Source organism: Nocardia concava NBRC 100430 (assembly GCF_000308815.1).
GTDB lineage: Bacteria > Actinomycetota > Actinomycetes > Mycobacteriales > Mycobacteriaceae > Nocardia > Nocardia concava.
This window is the reverse complement of record NZ_BAFX01000004.1, coordinates 51504-68979: the sequence shown is the minus strand read 5'-3', so window position 1 is coordinate 68979 and position 17476 is coordinate 51504. Positions and strand designations below refer to the sequence as shown.

Genomic DNA, 17476 nt, shown 5'->3' with positions numbered 1-17476 from the left:
CTTCTGCGCGGCCTTCTTCGGCGCGGCGGGCGCGGGCGGAGTCGCCGGGCCCTTGGTCGCGGCAGCCTTGGCGGTGCCACCCGATCCGGATCCCCCGACCTCCCACTTCACTCCGTGATCGCGACCCAGCACGGCCCGAACCGCGGACTGCACGGCCTCGACATACTGCGGCTGCGACAACCGCTGCGCCAGCGGCGCGTGCTGATGCGCGAAGACGATCGTCTCGCCTTCGACCCGGGAAACACTGGCCCCGGACAGCAGCGCGTGCACCGCGGCTCCGAATTCGCGGACCTTGGCCCGGATATCGGCCCACGCCGCCTCGATCTCGGCGAGCACGGCGTCGCCGACGGGCGCGGCTTCGGCTGCCGGGGTGTCCGCTACGGCGGCGACCGGTTCGGGAGCGGCCGGTTCGACGGCGACGACCGGCTCGGGTTCCGCTGCGACGACCGGTTCGACGGGTTCGGGCTCGACGGGCGCGGGTACGGGCGCGGGTACGACGGGAACGGAAACCTGCTGCACGGCTTCGGGTTCCGCCGCCTGCTCGGGAACAGCCGCCGCGACAGGAGTCTCCGGCTCGGCGGCAGGTACCTCCGGCGGGACGGGCGGTTCGCTCGGAGCGGGCGGTTCGGCCGCCGCCGGCGGGACCGAAGCCTGTTGTGCGGCAGCGCGTTCGGCGGGGTGCGCGGGGACCGACTCGGCCGCCTGCGCGGGCACGGCGGCCTGCGGCGGAACAGGATCGGCCGCGGGTGCGGGGCTGGTCACCGGAGCGAGTTCGGCCGGGCGGACCGCCGTCGTCGTGGCGGGTGCGGGATCCGTTGCGGGCGGGGTCTTTTCGGCGCGCATGGCGGCCAGGGCGGCGGCGCCGCGACGGCCCGGGGGCGCGGCGGCGGCAGCGGATGCGGCCGGGGTGGCGGGCGCCTGCTGAGCGGGCTGCGGCGCGGCCTGGGCCTGCTGGGTGGCGACAGGGATTGCGCCGCTTGCCATTCGGCGTTCCAGCTGTTCCAGACGCTGGAGGGTGGCGGTTTCGGCGTCCGAGGCGGCCGGGAGGAGCATGCGGGCGGCGATCACCTCGAGCAGGAGGCGAGGGTTGGTCGCCCCGCGCATGTCGCCGAGGCCCTCGTGCAGGAGTTCGGCGTGGCGGGCCAGGGTGGCGGCGCCGAGGCGGTCGGCCTGGGAGCGCATGCGGTCGATGACGTCGCCGGGGCCGGTGACCAGGTTGCGTTCGGTGGCGTCGGGGACGGCGCGCAGGAGAATGAGGTCGCGCAGGCGCTCGAGCAGGTCGGTGGCGAAGCGGCGGGGGTCGTGGCCCGCCTCGACCACGCGGTCGATGGTGCCGAACAGGGCCGCGCCGTCGGCGGCGACGAGGGATTCGACCGCGTCGTCGATGAGCGCGACATCGGTGACACCCAGCAGGGAGACCGCGCGCGGGTAGGTGACGCCATCGGGGCCCGCACCGGCCAGCAGCTGGTCGAGCACGCTGAGGCTGTCGCGCGGGGAACCGCCGCCGGCGCGAATCACCAACGGGTACACCGCTTCTTCGACCTGCACCTGCTCCTGTTCGCAGATCTTGCCGAGCAGCCCGCGCATGGTGGCGGGCGGCAGCAGGCGGAACGGGTAGTGGTGGGTACGCGAACGGATGGTCGGCAGCACCTTGTCCGGCTCGGTGGTGGCGAAGACGAAGATGAGGTGGGCGGGCGGCTCCTCCACGATCTTGAGCAGCGCGTTGAAGCCCGCGGTGGTGACCATGTGCGCCTCGTCGACGATGAAGACGCGGTACCGGGATTCGGCCGGGGCGTAGAAGGCGCGGTCGCGCAGTTCGCGGGTGTCGTCCACACCGCCGTGGCTGGCGGCGTCGAGCTCGATGACGTCGAGGTTGCCGGAACCGCCCGGGCCCAGGGCCACACACGACGAGCACACGCCGCAGGGCTTGGAGGTCGGGCCCTCCACACAGTTCAGCGAGCGCGCGAGAATGCGCGCGGACGAGGTCTTGCCGCATCCTCGCGGTCCCGAGAACAGGTACGCATGACTGATCCGCCCGGTGTCGAGCGCGATACTCAGGGGATCGGTGACGTGCTCCTGACCCACCACTTCAGCGAACGTTGCCGGTCGGTACTTCCGGTACAGAGCCACGGGGAGAGGTTACCGGCCGCCACCGACAGGGAGCGATTCGCTGCCGAGCCCACCGGTTTGTGATGCAAATCACATGCAATCTCGGGGCCGGTAGATACCGACCGGACTGAACTCGGAATCCTGCTGATCTTCGCAGCAAATTCTTAGCGTGCTTTTAAAGAGCAAATGCCGAACTCGCCTTACCTGCTACGTCACCAGATACAGACTTACGTTCTGTTTCAACTCCACAGAGCGGACATAACGATCCGGCCAATCGATGCGGCAAGATCGCAATCGTTTGGCTACCGTGGACATCGGCAACTTCGGTAGCCAAACCTTCATCAGGTTGGTTGCCCCGGCCGGTCCCTCATCCCGACCGGGGCACAACCAAATCTCCCGGAGGAAATGCCCAAGTGCCGTCTCTCGACGACATCGCCACAGCCTGGCTCTCCAGCACCGAATTCGCGGGTGACACCGCCGCCGTCGGATTGCTCAGCAGGGCCATCAATCCGCGCGAATACGACATCAACCGCGATTCGCTACCCGTGTCCGCCGCCGCCGATCCGGCCACCGCGGGCGCGATTCTGGAACTGCTGCAGCGCGGTCAGGTTCCGACCATGGCGGCCATCCGCACCCTCATCGTGCAGAACGACATGCGCGCCGAGGCCGAGCGGATCGAGCGCCTGGGCCGGCGGGCGCAGCGCAGCATCGACGACTTCGGGCGGGTGCTGGCCAAGCTCACCGACGAATACTGGACCGCCCACGGCACCGGCCCGACCCGGCGCGACATTCTGCTCACCGAACCGGTCATCACCCTGATCCGGGACCGCGTGGGCGAGATCGCCCCGACCGCCATCAAGCATCTGTGGCTGATCGAGCGCGCCCAGCGCGCGGGCTGGATCGCCTACAACGCCACACCCCGATCCCTGTGTGCCGGAAGGCGTTTCCATGCCGCGCGGTACGGAAACCGGGTGTCACTGCGTCCGGTGAACACCATCGGGACTCTGGTCGCGGCCTATCTGCGAGATCAGGTGGCCGAACACGGCCGCCCGCCGCGCTGGTCGGTACTGGCCTATGAATTGCGAGACGACCGCGGTCGCCGCGTGTTCAACGACACAGCCGACGCCCGCACTCAGCAGCAGTGGCTCGTCACCGCCGAGTGGATGGCGCTCGAGGACGGCAATCCGGTGCCCGGCCCGCGCGGATTGCGCGCCTTGGCCAAAAAGGTCAAGAGTTCTCGCAGCTAGACGGTGTTACGGACGGGTTTCCTAACCCGCATATTTGTAACAGCGCCTTAACGTGAGGATTCGGTAACTTCCGTGAAACGCGATCGCGCGTGGAAGGAGCTACCGCATGACACCCCACCTCGACCCGGCGGCCACGGCCTGGCTGCTGGCCTCCACGGCGCTGGTGCTGCTGATGACGCCGGGCCTGGCGATCTTCTACGGCGGCATGGTGCGCTCCAGCGGTGTGCTCAACATGCTGATGATGAGCTTCATCTCGATTCCGCTGGTGACGGTGGCGTGGCTGGTGGGTGGATACAGCCTCGCGTTCGGTGATGACGCGGTCGGCGCCGGTGTCATTGGCGACCTCGGGCATTTCGGGCTCGCCGGGATCAATCCGGACACGCTGCACGTGGTGGACGCGAAAACCGGTGCGGCGGTGCCGGAGCTGTTGTTCGTCACCTTCCAGCTGACCTTCGCGATCCTGACCGTGGCACTGATCAGCGGTGCGATCGCCGATCGCGCCAAGTTCTCGGCGTGGATGATCTTCGTGCCGGTGTGGGCGCTGATCGTGTACGCGCCGATCGCGCACTGGGTGTGGACGCCGGACGGCTGGCTGATGAAGCTGGGCGCGCTGGATTACGCGGGCGGTCTGGTGGTCGAGATCGCCTCGGGCGCTTCGGCCCTGGCCATGGCGCTGGTGCTGGGTCCGCGCGTGGGCTTCAAGGTCGACGCCATGCGGCCGCACAATCTGCCGTTCGTGCTGCTGGGCGCGGGTCTGCTGTGGTTCGGCTGGTTCGGTTTCAATGCCGGTTCGGCGCTGTCCGCCAACGGGATCGCCGCGGCGGTGTTCCTGAACACGCTGGTGGCGGGCTGCCTGGGCATGCTGGGCTGGCTGGTGGTGGAGGCGCGCCGCGACGGCAAGCCGACCACCTTCGGCGCGGCCTCGGGCGCGGTGGCCGGTCTGGTCGCCATCACTCCGTCCTGCGGTGAGGTGAACACCATCGGCGCGGTGGTCGTCGGCCTGGTCGCGGGCGTGGTGTGCTCGTTCGCGGTGAGCTGGAAGTTCAAGGGCAACTACGACGATTCGCTCGATGTGGTGGGCGTGCACTTCGTCGGCGGCATCGTGGGCACGCTGCTGATCGGTTTCCTGGCCTCCGCGGTGATGACCGGCGGTCCCGAGGGCCTGTTCTACGGCGGCGGGCTGGGTCAGCTGGGCAAGCAGGCGGTGGGTGTGATCACGGTGGCGGGCTTCGCCTTCGGGGTGACGTTCGCGCTGGGCAAGCTGCTCGACAAGACGATCGGGTTCCGGGTCAGCCGCGAGGACGAGCTGGGTGGTGTCGACTTCGCGCTGCACGCGGAGACCGCGTACGCCGAAGGCGTGCACGGGCATTCGCCGAACCGCATCGGCAAGCCGCTCGGACACTGAGCCGGTTCAGTTCACCTTGCTCGCCGGGACGCTGAAGGTGTTGCACTGCATGGCGCGATCCTTGTCGTAGCCGGTCTCGAACCAGGTGCCCATGTTCGACGAGGTGCCGTGATCACGCATATCGCCCGGCGCGTCGCCGCGGTGGTAGGCGTCATTGCGGGCCACGCCGATCTGGGCGCTGGTCAGCGAGCCGCCATTGCTCGAGGACGACAGGTACATGCCGTCGAAGCACTGGGCCTGTAATTCGGTGCGGCGGGACAGTTCCAGGCCGAGGTCGCTGCGCGCGCCCGCGTCCCGGCGCTGGGAGTGCACCTTGCCGAGAATGCCGGCCTGGGCCTGGACGTGATGGCCGTATTCGTGGGCGAAGACCGACAGGTACACCACCCAGTTGTTGCCGAACAGATCGGTTTGCAGCTGGCTGATCGGCATATAGATGGTCATATCCGCCGAACAGTAGAAAGCGGCGAAATTACTGCTGCTGCCGGTGCACAGCGTGGTGATACCGCCGGTGGTGGCCGAGACATTCAATTTCGGCGCTTCGAACGGCAGATTCATCTTGTCGAACAATGGTTTCCACGCCGATTGCAGGCAGCTGGCGGCGGTTTCGAAGAACTTCCGCGCCACCTCGACCTGGGTGCTCCACGCGGTGTACGCGCATTTGGCCGGGAGCAGGGTGTAATCGGCATTGGTGAGCAAGGGATTGTCGGCGGTCGCCTGCACACCGCGGTTCTCGCTGCCGGAATCGCCTGCGTAAGTGGTCTTGACGGTCGAGCCCGCGTTGATCGAATGCAGGCCGGTGCTGACGGCGGTGCGCAGCAGCACACCGGTGACGATCAGGACCAGGATCACCAGCAGGGCTCCGACCCGGCCGCGGCGCGGCGGCGCGGGGCGGGCGACCGGTATGGCGCCGGTCGGCGGAGCGACGGCGGGCGGCGGCATGGGTGCGCGATATCCGGGCGCGGCCTGGCCGTAGCCGGGCGGCGGCGGAAAACCTTGACGCGGTGGATAACCCGGCTGCTGTGGATAACCGGGGCGGGGCGGCATGCCGGGCTGTTGTGGATAACCCTGCGGCTGTGGATAACCCTGCGGTCGTTGGTATCCGGGCGGCGGCGTCGGCCGGCCGGGCTGCTGCGGCGGGATCGCGGGGAACTGCTGGGGCACGGCGGGCGGATTGCCTTGGGGCCATGGGTTTCCGCCGCCCGACGGCACTGGGCGCTGACCCGGGGGCGTCGATCCGTGATCCGACGGTGGGCGAGTCATCCCCCGCACCCCCTAGTTCCTCGCAGATAGCCTTCCGGCTCCATAGACCTGTGCCTTGCCGCTGAGGAAGGATAGCAAGCTGGCCTAGAGTGCCAGGCATGCAGATTTTTCGGGGGGCCGCCCTGGTGGCGCTGCTGCTGACGGCAGCGGGCCTGGCGGCACCGTCCGCGTGGGCGCAGACAGCCGGTGTGGATATCACCGCCGACATCAATCTGGGCGACGATGGTCTGCTGCGGGTCACCGAAACGGTGAAAGTGCCCGAGGGCGGGGATTTCCGGCAGGCCGTGCCACTGCGGGTGCAGGTCGGCACGGGCGTGCAGCGCAATTTCGAGGTGACCGATGTATCCGCCGAGGGCGACGGTGAGGCGAATGTCGCCAATGACATCTTCACCGTGCATGCGCGGCCGGGATCGGCGACCTTCAAATACACGGTGCACAAGACCGTCAGCGATGCCACGGGTGCGCAGGTGTTCCAGTGGACCGGCGTGCTGAATACCGATGTGGCGTCGATCGATGCGACGATTTCGAGCCCGAGTTTCCGCATGGGCGTCACCAAGTGCACCGTCGGCCCGCCCGGAAATCCGCAGGACTGCACGGATATTCGGGTCGAGCCGGACGGTTTCGCGCATCTGGAGAAGACGGATCTGCACAAGGGCGACATTCTCGATGTGACGCTGCAGCTGCCGCCGAACACCGTGCAGGCCAATGCCGATGTCCGGGATGACAACGCGCCCAACGCCTTCTCGCTGACCGGGCCGGTCTTCGCCGCGTTCGGGGTGCTGCTCGCGGCGCTGGCCGCGGCGGCCGGATACGTGCTGTGGTCGCGGCGTTCGGCCGGGAACGATTCGGGCACGGCCGGGGACGAGGTGCTGGATCCGCTGGTGCGCCAGGGCGATCGAGTCCTGTTCACCTCCCCGGACGGCATGCTGCCGAGCACGGCCGGGCTGCTGCTGGACGGGCATGCCGATGTACCGGACATGGCGTCCACGGTGGTGGATCTGGCGGTGCGCAACTATCTCTGGGTGAGCGCGGTCGGTGATTCGGATTGGCGCTTCTCCCGGGTGAATCCGCCCGACGGGCAGCTGAGCGGCTACGAGCGCGCGGTCTACTCCGCCCTGATTCCCGAGGGCACCGATTCGGTGCTGCTCTCCGAGCGCCGCGACCAGGTCGACGCGAACGCGGTGCGCCGCGCGCTGATCGACGACGCGGTGGCGGCCGGGGTCTTCATCGACCGGACCCGGCGCGGTTTCGAGTTCTGGCTCGGGGCGGGGCTGATCCTGCTCGGCGTCATCGCGACCGTGGTGCTGGCGCTGGGCCCGCAGCGGCACGCACTGGTCGGTGCGGCCATCGCGCTGGGCGGCGTGGCGGCGCTGCTGCTCCCCCGCTACCTGCCGTCCCGCACGGCGCTGGGCCGGGAGCTGACCGTCCAGGTGCGGGCCATGCTGCGGGGCCTGGACGCGATTACGCCGCAGCGGGTTCCGGCCGCCGATCAGGAACTGGTGTTCTCGCGGGCGCTGCCCTTCCAGGTGGCGGCGCGGCGCGGTGACCAGTGGGTGCGCACCTTCCGCGACCTGGACCCGACCGCGGACGGCAGTCCGGGCCTGTACTGGTTCGGGGGCTTCGAGGGCGACCGCCGGTTACACCGTTTCGGCGCGCATTTCCCGTACTTCATCACCGCCGTCGAGGGACTGTTCCGAACCTCCGAACAGCGCTGACCCGTTCGAAACGACCGATATGCATACCGATGTACGCGGCACCGGAGTCGGCTATTGTCGCGCCGTGAGCAATCATTCAGCAATCTCGCTGAGCCTTCGTGTCGCGCGCAGAGTCCGATGACCGATCGCCATCTCGCACTCAATGCCCGGGACCTGCACTATCCCACCGCGATTCGCAATACCGACGGCGGTTTCGGCCGGGCCGTACGGGTGCGCACGAGCGCCCTGCGCCAGGAATACCTGACCCAGAATCCGCAGGCGGTGCTCGCCGATGTGGCCTGGTGCTCGCGCGCCATCGCCGCATATCTGAGCCTGGATGATGTACGCGGCGACTCGATTCCGCTGCGGCGGGCGGTCACGGACGCGGCCACGGCATCGGCGGCCCGGCTGCGGTCGGCGCTGCGGCCCGCCGGGCAGGAGCCGATCGAGGTGACGCTGAACGCGGAGCGGTGGTCGGTTCCGGCCACCGGCGGCGTGGTCGGGCCGCCCACGGTCGAGGACCTGCTGAACGGTCTGTGGCCCGCGCTGGTCGGACGCGACCCCGAGCTGCTCGCCTTCCTGCTGGGTGCGCCCGGCGTCCAGGGTTATCCGCTCTCCGCCACCACCCGCACCGGGCATCCACGGGAACGCTGCCTGTACCTGTGGGCCGATGCCTGGCAGCGGGTGTGGACCGGCGATCCGGCGGCGGAGACGGTCCTCGTGGACGGCATCGAGGCCGCGGTGGACGCCCAGGCCGGCGCGGCCGACGATTACCCGCTCACCATCGCCTATTCCGCGCTGTGCCTGCTGGACGCGGTCGCGCGCAATGAGCCCGCCGAATTCGACACCGCATTGGTCGAGGGCCTGGAATTCCATCGGCGGTACTGGGATACGCCGCAGCGCTGGGCGGATCCGGAGGGCTTCATCGCGTGGCCGCTGCTCGCGGTCGCCTGCCTGGCCGTGAACCGCGGCATGCGCCCGAGCGTCACCACCGGCTATCTGCCTGCCGGTCTGCTGTACCGGCCGGGGTGACCCGGCACGGCATCGACGATAACGCTCAGCCGCCCGCGTGGACGGCGAGCGCACGGCGCGCGTAGGCGCGGACGTCCGCATCGCTGTCGGTGAGGGCGGTTTCGAGTGCGGTGCGGGCGGCGGCGGATTCGGGCCAGGCGCTCAGGGTGAGCACCGCGGCCTTGCGGATATCGGGGTGGATATCGGCCAGGGCGGTGGTCAGCGGTTCGGCAGCCTGCTCGGGGTTCAGCGCCGCCAGCCCGCGCGCCGCGCCCTCACGAATCTGCCAAGCCGAATCACGGAGTGCCGCAGTCAATGTCGCGGCGTCCGCGGCATCGCCCAGACGGGCGAGCGCGGTGAGCGCGGCGGCGCGGACCAGCGGATCGCGATCGCCGACGAGGGCGCGCAGGGTATCCGCGCCACCGAGCCCGACGGTGGCCAGGCCGCGCGCCGCAGCAATGCGTACCTCGCGGTTGTCATCGTGGGCGGCGGTGGCGAGCGCGGGCCAATCATCCAGGGACACCAGGGCATTCACCGCCTGGACCCGGACGCGGTGATCGGCGTCGACGGCCGCTTTGGCGAAGAGTTCGGCGCTACCGGAGCGCAGGGCGCGGGACAGGTCCACCACGGCCGCCCGGACCAGCGGATCCGGCGAATCCGCGTGCTCGGCGAGACCCGTTGCCGCGGGCAGGATTTCGGCGAGCTCCCGCAGACCCGACACGGCGACGGCACGCACTTCGGCGTCCTCGTCGGCGAGCGCGGCGATCAGCGGATCGGCGAAACCGTCGGGGGTGTTCTCGGTCAGCACCGAGAGCGCGGTGGCGCGCACGCGCGGATCGGCATCGGACAGGAAGGGCTCCAGGTCCGCGAGTCCGGGCGCATCCAGGCTCAACACCAGCGCGATGCCCGGGGCCACAATCTCTTTGGCCGAGCCCGGGGCGGCCGCACGGGACCGGAGGTCCGCGCCGAGATTGGGCGGCGTGCCGACCAGGGCGGGCTGGGCCACCGGAATCGCGGCGGTATCGGCCGAGGGCAGGTCGTCCAGGCCCGGGACCGGCACGAAATAGGGCTCGACTGGGCGCTTCAGGAATTCCATCCGCCCGTCCGCGTCCTTGCGCAGATTCAGGTGATACCGCCATTCGACATCATCGCGCTCGGGCAGGTCGGCGCGCTCGTGGTAGAGCCCCCAACGGGATTCGGTGCGGGTCAGCGAGGACCGGGCAGCCATTTCCGCGCAATCGCGAATGAAGCTGACCTCGGCGCAGCGCATGAGTTCGTGCGGGGTGCGCGCGCCCATGGCGGTGAGGTCCTCACGCATGCGGTCGAAGGTCTCGATGGCGAGAGACAGCTTGGTGGCCGTCTTGGGCGGGGCCACATAGTCGTTCACGAAGCGCCGCAGCTTGTATTCGACCTGCGGTTGCGGCGGGCCGTCGGGATTGCGCAGCGGGCGGTAGACGAGTTCGTGCGCGGCGGCCAGCTGATCGGCGGGCAGGTCGCCCGGCGCGGGGAGATCGGCGAGGGTCCCCGCGGCGTGCGTTCCGGCCAGGTCGCCGTAGACGAACGCGCCGATCATGTAGTTGTGCGGCACGCAGGCCAGGTCACCGGCGGCATAGAGGCCGGGCACGGTGGTGCGGGCGTGCTCGTCGACCCACACGCCGGAGGCGGAATGCCCGCTGCACAAACCGATTTCGGAGATGTGCATCTCGATGTCGTGGGTGCGGTAGTCGTGGCCGCGGTTGGCGTGGAAGGTGCCGCGGGTGGGCCGCTCGGTGGTGTGCAGGATGCCCTCGAGCGCGTCGAGGGTCTCCTCGGGCAGGTGTGAGACCTTGAGATAGATGGGCCCGCGCGCGGATTCGATCTCCCGCTTCACCTCGGCCATCATCTGGCCCGACCAGTAGTCGGAGTCGACGAAGCGCTCGCCGAGCGCGTTGACCTGGTAGCCGCCGAACGGATTGGCCACGTACGCGCAGGCCGGGCCGTTGTAATCCTTGATGAGCGGATTGATCTGGAAGCATTCGATGCCGGAGAGCTCCGCGCCCGCGTGGTAGGCCATGGCGTACCCGTCGCCCGCATTGGTGGGGTTCTCGTAGGTGCCGTAGAGGTACCCGGAGGCGGGCAGCCCGAGGCGGCCGCACGGGCCGGTCGCCAGAATGACGGCCTTCGCGCCGACGGCGACGAATTCGCCTGTCCGCGTGTTCAATGCGGCCGCGCCCACCGCGCGCCCGTTCTCGGTGAGCACCCGCACCGGCATGAGCCGGTTCTCGATCCGGATGCGCTCGCGCATGCTGCGTTGCCGCAGCACGCGATACAGCGCCTTCTTGACGTCCTTGCCCTCCGGCATGGGCAGCACATACGACCCGGACCGATGCACCCGCCGGACCGCGTACTCCCCGTAGGCGTCCTTCTCGAATTTGACCCCGTACCGCTCCAGCCGCTGCACCATGGCGAAGCCGCGGGTGGCGGTCTGATAGATGGTGCGCTGGTTGACGATTCCGTCATTGGCGCGGGTGATCTCGGCGACGTAGTCCTCGGGTTCGGCCTTGCCGGGGATGACGGCATTGTTGACGCCGTCCATGCCCATGGCCAGCGCGCCGGAGTGGCGGACGTGCGCCTTCTCCAGCAGCAGCACGTTCGCGCCCGCCTCGGCGGCGGTGAGCGCGGCCATGGTGCCCGCGGTGCCGCCGCCGATGACCAGGACGTCGCAGTCCAGGCGGGTGGTGTCGGCGAGATCGGGGATGTCCATCAGTGAGTTGCCTCCGTGAGCTCGCCCGAATGATCCAGGGCGGCAATGATGTCGGTGCGCAGGGCCGAGCGGTCGACGCCGGGTTCGCGCGGGGACGGGACCTCGAGCAGGGCGCGCAGCGGTTCGCCCGCGCGGCCGAGCACGGCGATCCGGTCGCCGAGCAGCAGCGCCTCGTCCACATCGTGGGTGACGAAGACGATGGTGGTCGGGTGCGCGCACCAGGTGTCGATGAGCAGGCGCTGCATGGTGTTCCGGGTCTGGGCGTCGAGCGCGCCGAAGGGTTCGTCCATCATGACCGCGCGCGGCGCGCCCGCCAGCCCGCGGGCCAATTGCACGCGCTGGCGCATGCCGCCGGACAGTGATTTGGGCAGGAAGTCGCCGAAGCCGGTGAGCCCGATCTCCGTGATCCAGCGGTCGGCCAGCACCCGGCGTCCCGTGCGCGGTTCACCCCGAAGCTTCAGTGCCAGTTCGATATTGGCTCGCACGGTCTTCCACGGCAGCAGCGCGTTGTCCTGGAACACGACGGCCCGGTCGCGGTCGGTGCCGGTGACCGGGATGCCGTCGGCGAGCACCCGCCCGGAATCCGGCCGCAGCAGCCCTGCCAGGGCGCGCAGCACGGTGGATTTCCCGCAGCCCGAGGGTCCGGTGAGGATCAAGATCTCGCCGGGCCGCACCGTCAGCGACAGATCGTCGATGACCGGTGTGCCCGTATACGAGAGGCCGACCCGATCCAGGGTCAAATCGATTCCGGCCGTGCTCATTTCACGGTCTCCTCGCCTCGGGGCAGCCAGTGCGTGACCCGCCGTCCGATCAGTTCGACGGCGGCGGAGGTGGCGTAGCCGAGCACGCCGATCGTGATGATCCCGACGAACACGCCCGGATAGTCGACGATCGTGTACGCCTGCCAGGTCCGATAGCCGACACCCAGTCGCCCCGAGATCATTTCGGCCGACACGACGCAGATCCAGGCCACGCCGATCCCGGTCGACAGGCCGCCGAAGACGCCGGGCAGGCTGCCCGGCAGCACGACTCGCCACAGCACGTCCCAGCGCGTACCGCCCTGTGTCCGAACCGATTCCTCCCAGATGGTCGGCAGTGCCCGCACCGCGTGCCGGGTGGCGACCATGATCGGAAAATACGCGGCCAGGAAGGTGATGAACACGATTCCGGCCTCGTCGTCCGGGAACAGCAGAATGGCGACGGGCACGATGGCGATGGCCGGAATCGGCCGGGCCAGCTCGGTGAGCGGCCCCACGATATCTGCGAACCAGCGCGAACGCCCCAGCGCCACACCGCTCGCCACGCCCACCAGCGCCGCCAGCCCGAAGCCGGTGAGGATCCGGATGAGCGATTGCCCGAGGTCGAGATAGTAGGTATCGGTGCCGAGCTGGTGCCGGAACGCCCGCACGATCCGGGTGACGGTCGGCAGCGTGTCGAACCGTACCCAGAGCCGAATGTGATTGGCGGTCAGGAATTCCCAGGCACCCACAGCCGCCAGCACCGCTACCGCACGAACCACGCGTGACCGCCAGAGCCCCCGACCCGCCCGCGAGCGACCCACCCCCGTCATTCCGGCATGCTTTTGGCCGGAATCCACCGTGGATCCCGGCCAAAAGCGCGCCGGGATGACCGGGTGATCCACCGGGATGACGGGGTGATCCACCGGGATGACGGGGGGATCCACCGCCGTGGGTTGACCCGCCAGCGTATCGCTCATACCCGGACCTCGTTGACGGCCTGCTCGAACGAAATGCTCACGCCCGACGGGTGTTTGGCCAGGTAGCGCTGGACGGCCGCCGCGGTGGTGAAGGGCAGGTAGGTGTCGCCGTCGCGGACCCACAGGGCCTTGTCGGCGAACCAGCGGGTGCCGAGTTCGGCGTCGGCGACGTAGGCGGTCCGGACCGTCTTGCCCTGCGCCCGTGCCTGTTTGATGGCGGCCAGCAGCGCGGTGGCATCGGCCGTCGGCTGCGTGGTGTTCTGACCGGAGAGCCAGAGTTCGCCGCCGGAGCCCGGCAGCGGGTTGGCGGTGTTCGCGAGTTCGGCGTCGTAGTTCAGCCCGCGTGCCTGGTACGCCTGCTTCAGGGCGGCAGGGTCGACGAACTTGTCGATATCGAGCTCGGCGAAGTCGCCAATCGACTTCAGGTACTGCACATCGCCTTTGAACGCGCTGATGAGCGAGGGCTTCAGGGTGGTGTCGAAGGAGGTGCCGCCGGGGCCGTTGTAGAGGTACACGACCTCCGGGGCCAGACCGGCGCTGTCGGCGACCACCTGGGCCGCTTCGAGGGGGTGCTGGTGAATGAAGTCGGTGGCGTCGAGCTGGGCTTGCAGGAACGCGTCGAGCACCTCCGGATGCTGCGCCGCGTAGTCGCGGCGGGCCACCACGCCGTGGAAGGTGGGCACGTTCAGCTCCGCGCCGTCGTAGAGCAGCTTGGCCTTGTTCTGGAAGACCAGCAGCCCCGGCCAGGCCACGAACTGCGACAGCGCCGCCACCTGCCCGGATTCCAGTGCGGAGGAACCGATCTGGGGCTGCTGGTTGAGCACCTCGACGCCGGACTTGGGATCGATGCCCGCCCGGGTCAGCGCCTGCACCAGGGTGCCGTGCCCGGCGGAGCCGACGCTGGCCGAGATCTTCTGCCCGGCCAGATCATTGATGGTCTGCGCCTTGGAGTCGGGCGCGACCACCACCATGTTCAGCGCGCCCTTGGGGTTGTAGCCGGTGATGGAGACCAGTTCGGTCTTGGCCCGCTCATTGGCCTGCGTACGGGAGCCGTTGATGAGCAGCGGGTAGTCGCCCATCGAGCCGATATCGATCTTCTCGGCCACCATCTGCGCGGTGATGGGCGCGCCGGTGTCGTAGTCCTGCCACTCGACCTGATACTTCTTGCCGCCCAGCGCGTTCAGGCGCTGCGCCAGAAAGCCCTTGGCCTTCAACAGGGTTCCGGCGGTGACGGTATTGATGGTTTTGGACTGGTAGCCGATGACGACCTTCACGGTGTCACCGCCGCCGGTGTTCTCCAGGGAGCAGCCGGACGCGGTCAGGGCGAGGGTGGCGGCAATGGCCGCCGTGGCCAGGCGGGCGGGGTGAAGCTTCATGGGTTTTCCTCAACGCAGCAGGTAGGGCATATTGACGGTGACCGCGCCGGTGGGACAGCGGGCGGCGCACGGGCCGCAGTACCAGCACTCGTCGACGTGCATGAACGCCTTGCCGTTGTCCGGATTGATCGCCAGCGAATCCAGCGGGCAGATCTCCACGCACAGCGTGCAGCCCTGGATGCACAGCGATTCGTCGATGGTCACCGGGACATCGGCCCGCTGTTCGACCATGGCCATCTAGGTCAACCTCCAGTCGGTGCCCGCGTCGGGGCCGGGTGTGCGCTCGGGCGGCCGGGTCAGGCTGCCGCGCATGGTGATCCGGTCCCCGCGCATGCGGATGTATTCCAGGTCGACCGGGCGGCCGTCCTCGAGTCTGGTGAGCCGCTCCAGCAGCAGTAGTGCGCCGCCCTCGGGCATCTGCAGGGTCATGGCGGAGTGGGCGTCGGCGGTGATGGCCTCGAGCGCGAGATCGGCGGATCCGAGCGGACCGCCACTGATCTGCTCGATGAGCGCGAAGACGTCATTGGTCTCGAGGTCGCGGGCGATCACCTCGTCGCCGATGTCGGGGACCAGGTAGGTGAGGTCCAGGCTCAGCGGCAGATCGCCCAGATAGCGCAGCCGTTCTATATAGACGGCCTGCTCGCCGGGTTCGAGGCGCAGCTTGCGTGCGACGGCGGGCGGCGGGGTGATCCGCCGGGCGGCACGCACCTCGTTGCGGACCTCGCCGTGTCCGCGCAGCGTCTCCTTCAACCCGAGCAGGGCGTCGAGCCCGTGGTCGTACTTGCGCTGGGCGACGTGGGTGCCGACCTTCGGGGCGCGCTCGATCAGCCCCTCATCCTTCAACAGCGCCAGCGCGTCGCGAACTGTGTTGCGCGACACAGCGAATTCCGCGGCGAGTGCGGACTCCGACGGCAGCGCCCGATCGAAGGCGCCCGTGTGGATCTGCTGACGCAGCACGTCGGCCACCTGGCGGGCGCGATCGGCCCGGCGTTCGGGGGCGCGCAGCGGTACCGGTTCCGGCGACACCTCGACTCCTTTCCACGCCTTTGACCTGCGATTTCAGGAAGGGTATCGGTGGAAGCGAGGCACGGCCGGGCGCTCACGACGGGTGCCGGGAGGCGGTGCGTATTTGCGCCGCCACGGCTCTCGCGTGGCCTGCCGAAACAGCGGCGAACGCGGATATTGCGCCACCCCGGGCGCTGCGGACGGGCTTGAAATCAGGGTGATCGGAATGCGTGGAGCAGGGCCGAAAGCCGCTATGGCTTCCGTTCACCGTGATCGGAATGATACTTTGATCCCATGTCTGCCAATCGCCCTCTCTCCGCGCCGCGGGTCACCTACGTGACCGTCGCGCTGGGCGTTCGGCTGCCGCGGCAACGGGAACTGTGTTGTCCCTGCCGTCGCGCAGCCGAGTTCTGAGCCCGATCGTCCGGAGCGTCACCGCTCCCGCGAATCCGGGTTCCTCGCTGCACAGCTGATACCTCCATGTAGGCATTCGTCCCCCTGTAGGCAGGCGGGACCGCAGCAAGGATTCCCAAAAGTGTCCAGCCCCACGCTCGAACGTCCCCACGGCGCCGTCTCCGCCCCCACCGCGCGGCTGGCTCCGGCCCGCCCGGCGGTCCCGCCGGAACTGCGCATCACCGATAACCCGGCGGCCGCGGTCCTGCGCGCCGCCACCCGCGGCCCGATCTTCCGCGATATCGCCGCCCAGACCACCGGTCTGAGCATCGCCACCGTGAATCGCCAAGTGTCCTCGCTGCTTTCGGCCGGGCTGCTGCGCGAGCGCGCCGATCTGACCGCGTCCGGCGCGGTGGGCCGCCCGCGTGTGCCGTTCGAGGTCGACACCGACTCGTACGTGACGCTGGGTGTGCACATCGGGTTCACCGTGACCCGCATCGTGGCCGCGGACCTGTCCGGCCGCATTCTGGGCGGGCTCGAAATCGCCACTCCCCAAACGACTCAGGACGCGGCGCTGACCATAGTGGCCCGCAGCGCCAAGGCGTTCCTGGACCGGCTGCCGCGGCGCAAGCCGCTGTGGACCGGTGTCGCGCTGGCCGGCCGGGTCGATCCCGCCGCGGGCGTGGTCGACCATCCCCGACTGGGCTGGCAGGCCGCGCCGGTGGCGGCGGTCTTCAGCAGCGTGCTGGATCTGCCGGTCTCGGTCTCGGCGCATGTCGAGGCGATGGCGGCGGCGGAACTGCTGCTGGCGCCGCGCGATCCGGCCGAGGAGTCGCGACCGGGTAGCAGCCTGTTCGTGTACGCCCGCGAAACCGCCGGTGTGGCAGTGACTCTGCACGACCGGGTGCACACGCCCGCCAATGGCCCGGGCTCGATCGCGCACCTGCCGACCGGCTCGGACGTGGATTGCACCTGCGGGCGTCGCGGCTGCTTGGAGGCCGCCATCGGTGAGCGCGCCCTGCTGGAGCGCGCCGTGCGCAAGGGCGTGCTGCCCAAGCCGGAGGCCCCGCGCCGCCCGGCCGTGGCCGACCTCTACCGGGCCGCCGACGCCGGCAATGCCGCCGCCCGCGACCTGCTCATCGAGCGGGCCGAGATCCTGGGCCGCACCGCGGCGCTGGTGCGCGACATGTTCAACCCGGATCGGGTGGTGCTGGGCGGTCAGGCCTTCACCGGCTGGCGACCCGGCATGGAGCGGGTGGCCAAGGCCTTCGCGGAATCGACCACGCTGCCCGCGGCGGATCTGCGGATCAGCCGATTCGGCGGCCGGGTACAGGAATTCGCGGCGGCGGTCACCTCGGTGAGCGTGTTCTACGCCGATCCGCTCTCCGCCATGCGCCGCGCCACGCGGTCGCGGTAGCCGCAGAAACACAGAAGAGAATCCCCGCCGGATGCGTCCGGCGGGGATTCTTTTCTGTCCCTTTGTTTTACGAGAGGTCGGGCCGGGCGGTCCACGGCC

13 protein-coding genes are annotated in these 17476 nt (G+C 69.3%); 5 read left to right on the top strand and 8 right to left on the bottom strand.

The window, feature by feature from the left end; genetic code table 11:
- A partial coding sequence (locus ON43_RS01235; protein WP_083913077.1) for a DNA polymerase III subunit gamma and tau occupies window positions 1–2130 on the bottom strand: 2130 nt, incomplete at its 3' end.
- Window positions 2131–2522: 392 nt separating this feature from the next.
- Between ON43_RS01235 and ON43_RS01230 the strand changes: the two genes are divergently transcribed.
- Entirely contained in the window at window positions 2523–3356 is an 834-nt protein-coding gene (locus ON43_RS01230) for a hypothetical protein (protein ID WP_040802539.1), read from the top strand.
- Between the two features lie 106 nt (window positions 3357–3462).
- The gene (locus ON43_RS01225) at window positions 3463–4761 is read left to right on the top strand and encodes an ammonium transporter (RefSeq protein WP_040802537.1); all 1299 of its coding nucleotides are present in this window, start codon (window positions 3463–3465) and stop codon (window positions 4759–4761) included.
- Between the two features lie 6 nt (window positions 4762–4767).
- On the opposite strand, the gene ON43_RS01220 is transcribed toward ON43_RS01225, so the two are convergent.
- A complete protein-coding gene (locus ON43_RS01220) occupies window positions 4768–5922 on the bottom strand; it encodes a neutral zinc metallopeptidase (protein WP_245568427.1) in 1155 nt (384 codons plus the stop codon).
- 197 nt (window positions 5923–6119) lie between these two features.
- On the opposite strand from ON43_RS01220, the gene ON43_RS01215 reads away from it, so the two are divergent.
- Both ON43_RS01215 and ON43_RS01210 read left to right on the top strand, forming a co-directional pair.
- Window positions 6120–7736 carry a DUF2207 family protein gene (locus tag ON43_RS01215; RefSeq protein WP_040802533.1) on the top strand — a complete coding sequence of 539 codons (1617 nt, stop codon included), beginning with the start codon at window positions 6120–6122 and terminating at the stop codon, window positions 7734–7736.
- Between the two features lie 117 nt (window positions 7737–7853).
- Complete coding sequence (locus ON43_RS01210; protein ID WP_040802531.1) at window positions 7854–8747, top strand: immunity 49 family protein; 894 nt, start codon at window positions 7854–7856, stop codon at window positions 8745–8747.
- Window positions 8748–8772: 25 nt separating this feature from the next.
- On the opposite strand, the gene ON43_RS01205 is transcribed toward ON43_RS01210, so the two are convergent.
- The 6 genes from ON43_RS01205 to ON43_RS01180 form a co-directional block, all read right to left on the bottom strand.
- A complete protein-coding gene (locus ON43_RS01205) occupies window positions 8773–11469 on the bottom strand; it encodes a fumarate reductase/succinate dehydrogenase flavoprotein subunit (protein WP_040802529.1) in 2697 nt (898 codons plus the stop codon).
- Entirely contained in the window at window positions 11469–12230 is a 762-nt protein-coding gene (locus tag ON43_RS01200) for an ABC transporter ATP-binding protein (protein WP_040802527.1), read from the bottom strand. The genes ON43_RS01205 and ON43_RS01200 overlap by 1 nt, the downstream gene beginning before the upstream one ends.
- A complete protein-coding gene (locus ON43_RS01195) occupies window positions 12227–13039 on the bottom strand; it encodes an ABC transporter permease (protein WP_040802570.1) in 813 nt (270 codons plus the stop codon). The genes ON43_RS01200 and ON43_RS01195 overlap by 4 nt, the downstream gene beginning before the upstream one ends.
- Window positions 13040–13182: 143 nt before the next feature.
- Entirely contained in the window at window positions 13183–14562 is a 1380-nt protein-coding gene (locus ON43_RS01190; RefSeq protein WP_040802525.1) for an ABC transporter substrate-binding protein, read from the bottom strand.
- Window positions 14563–14571: 9 nt separating this feature from the next.
- Entirely contained in the window at window positions 14572–14799 is a 228-nt protein-coding gene (locus tag ON43_RS01185) for a 4Fe-4S dicluster domain-containing protein (protein ID WP_040802523.1), read from the bottom strand.
- A complete protein-coding gene (locus ON43_RS01180; protein ID WP_051177737.1) occupies window positions 14800–15588 on the bottom strand; it encodes a GntR family transcriptional regulator in 789 nt (262 codons plus the stop codon).
- A 514-nt stretch (window positions 15589–16102) separates the two neighbouring features.
- On the opposite strand from ON43_RS01180, the gene ON43_RS01175 reads away from it, so the two are divergent.
- Window positions 16103–17377, top strand: a complete 1275-nt coding sequence (locus ON43_RS01175) for an ROK family transcriptional regulator (protein ID WP_040802521.1) — start codon at window positions 16103–16105, stop codon at window positions 17375–17377.
- Window positions 17378–17476: the final 99 nt, after the last annotated feature.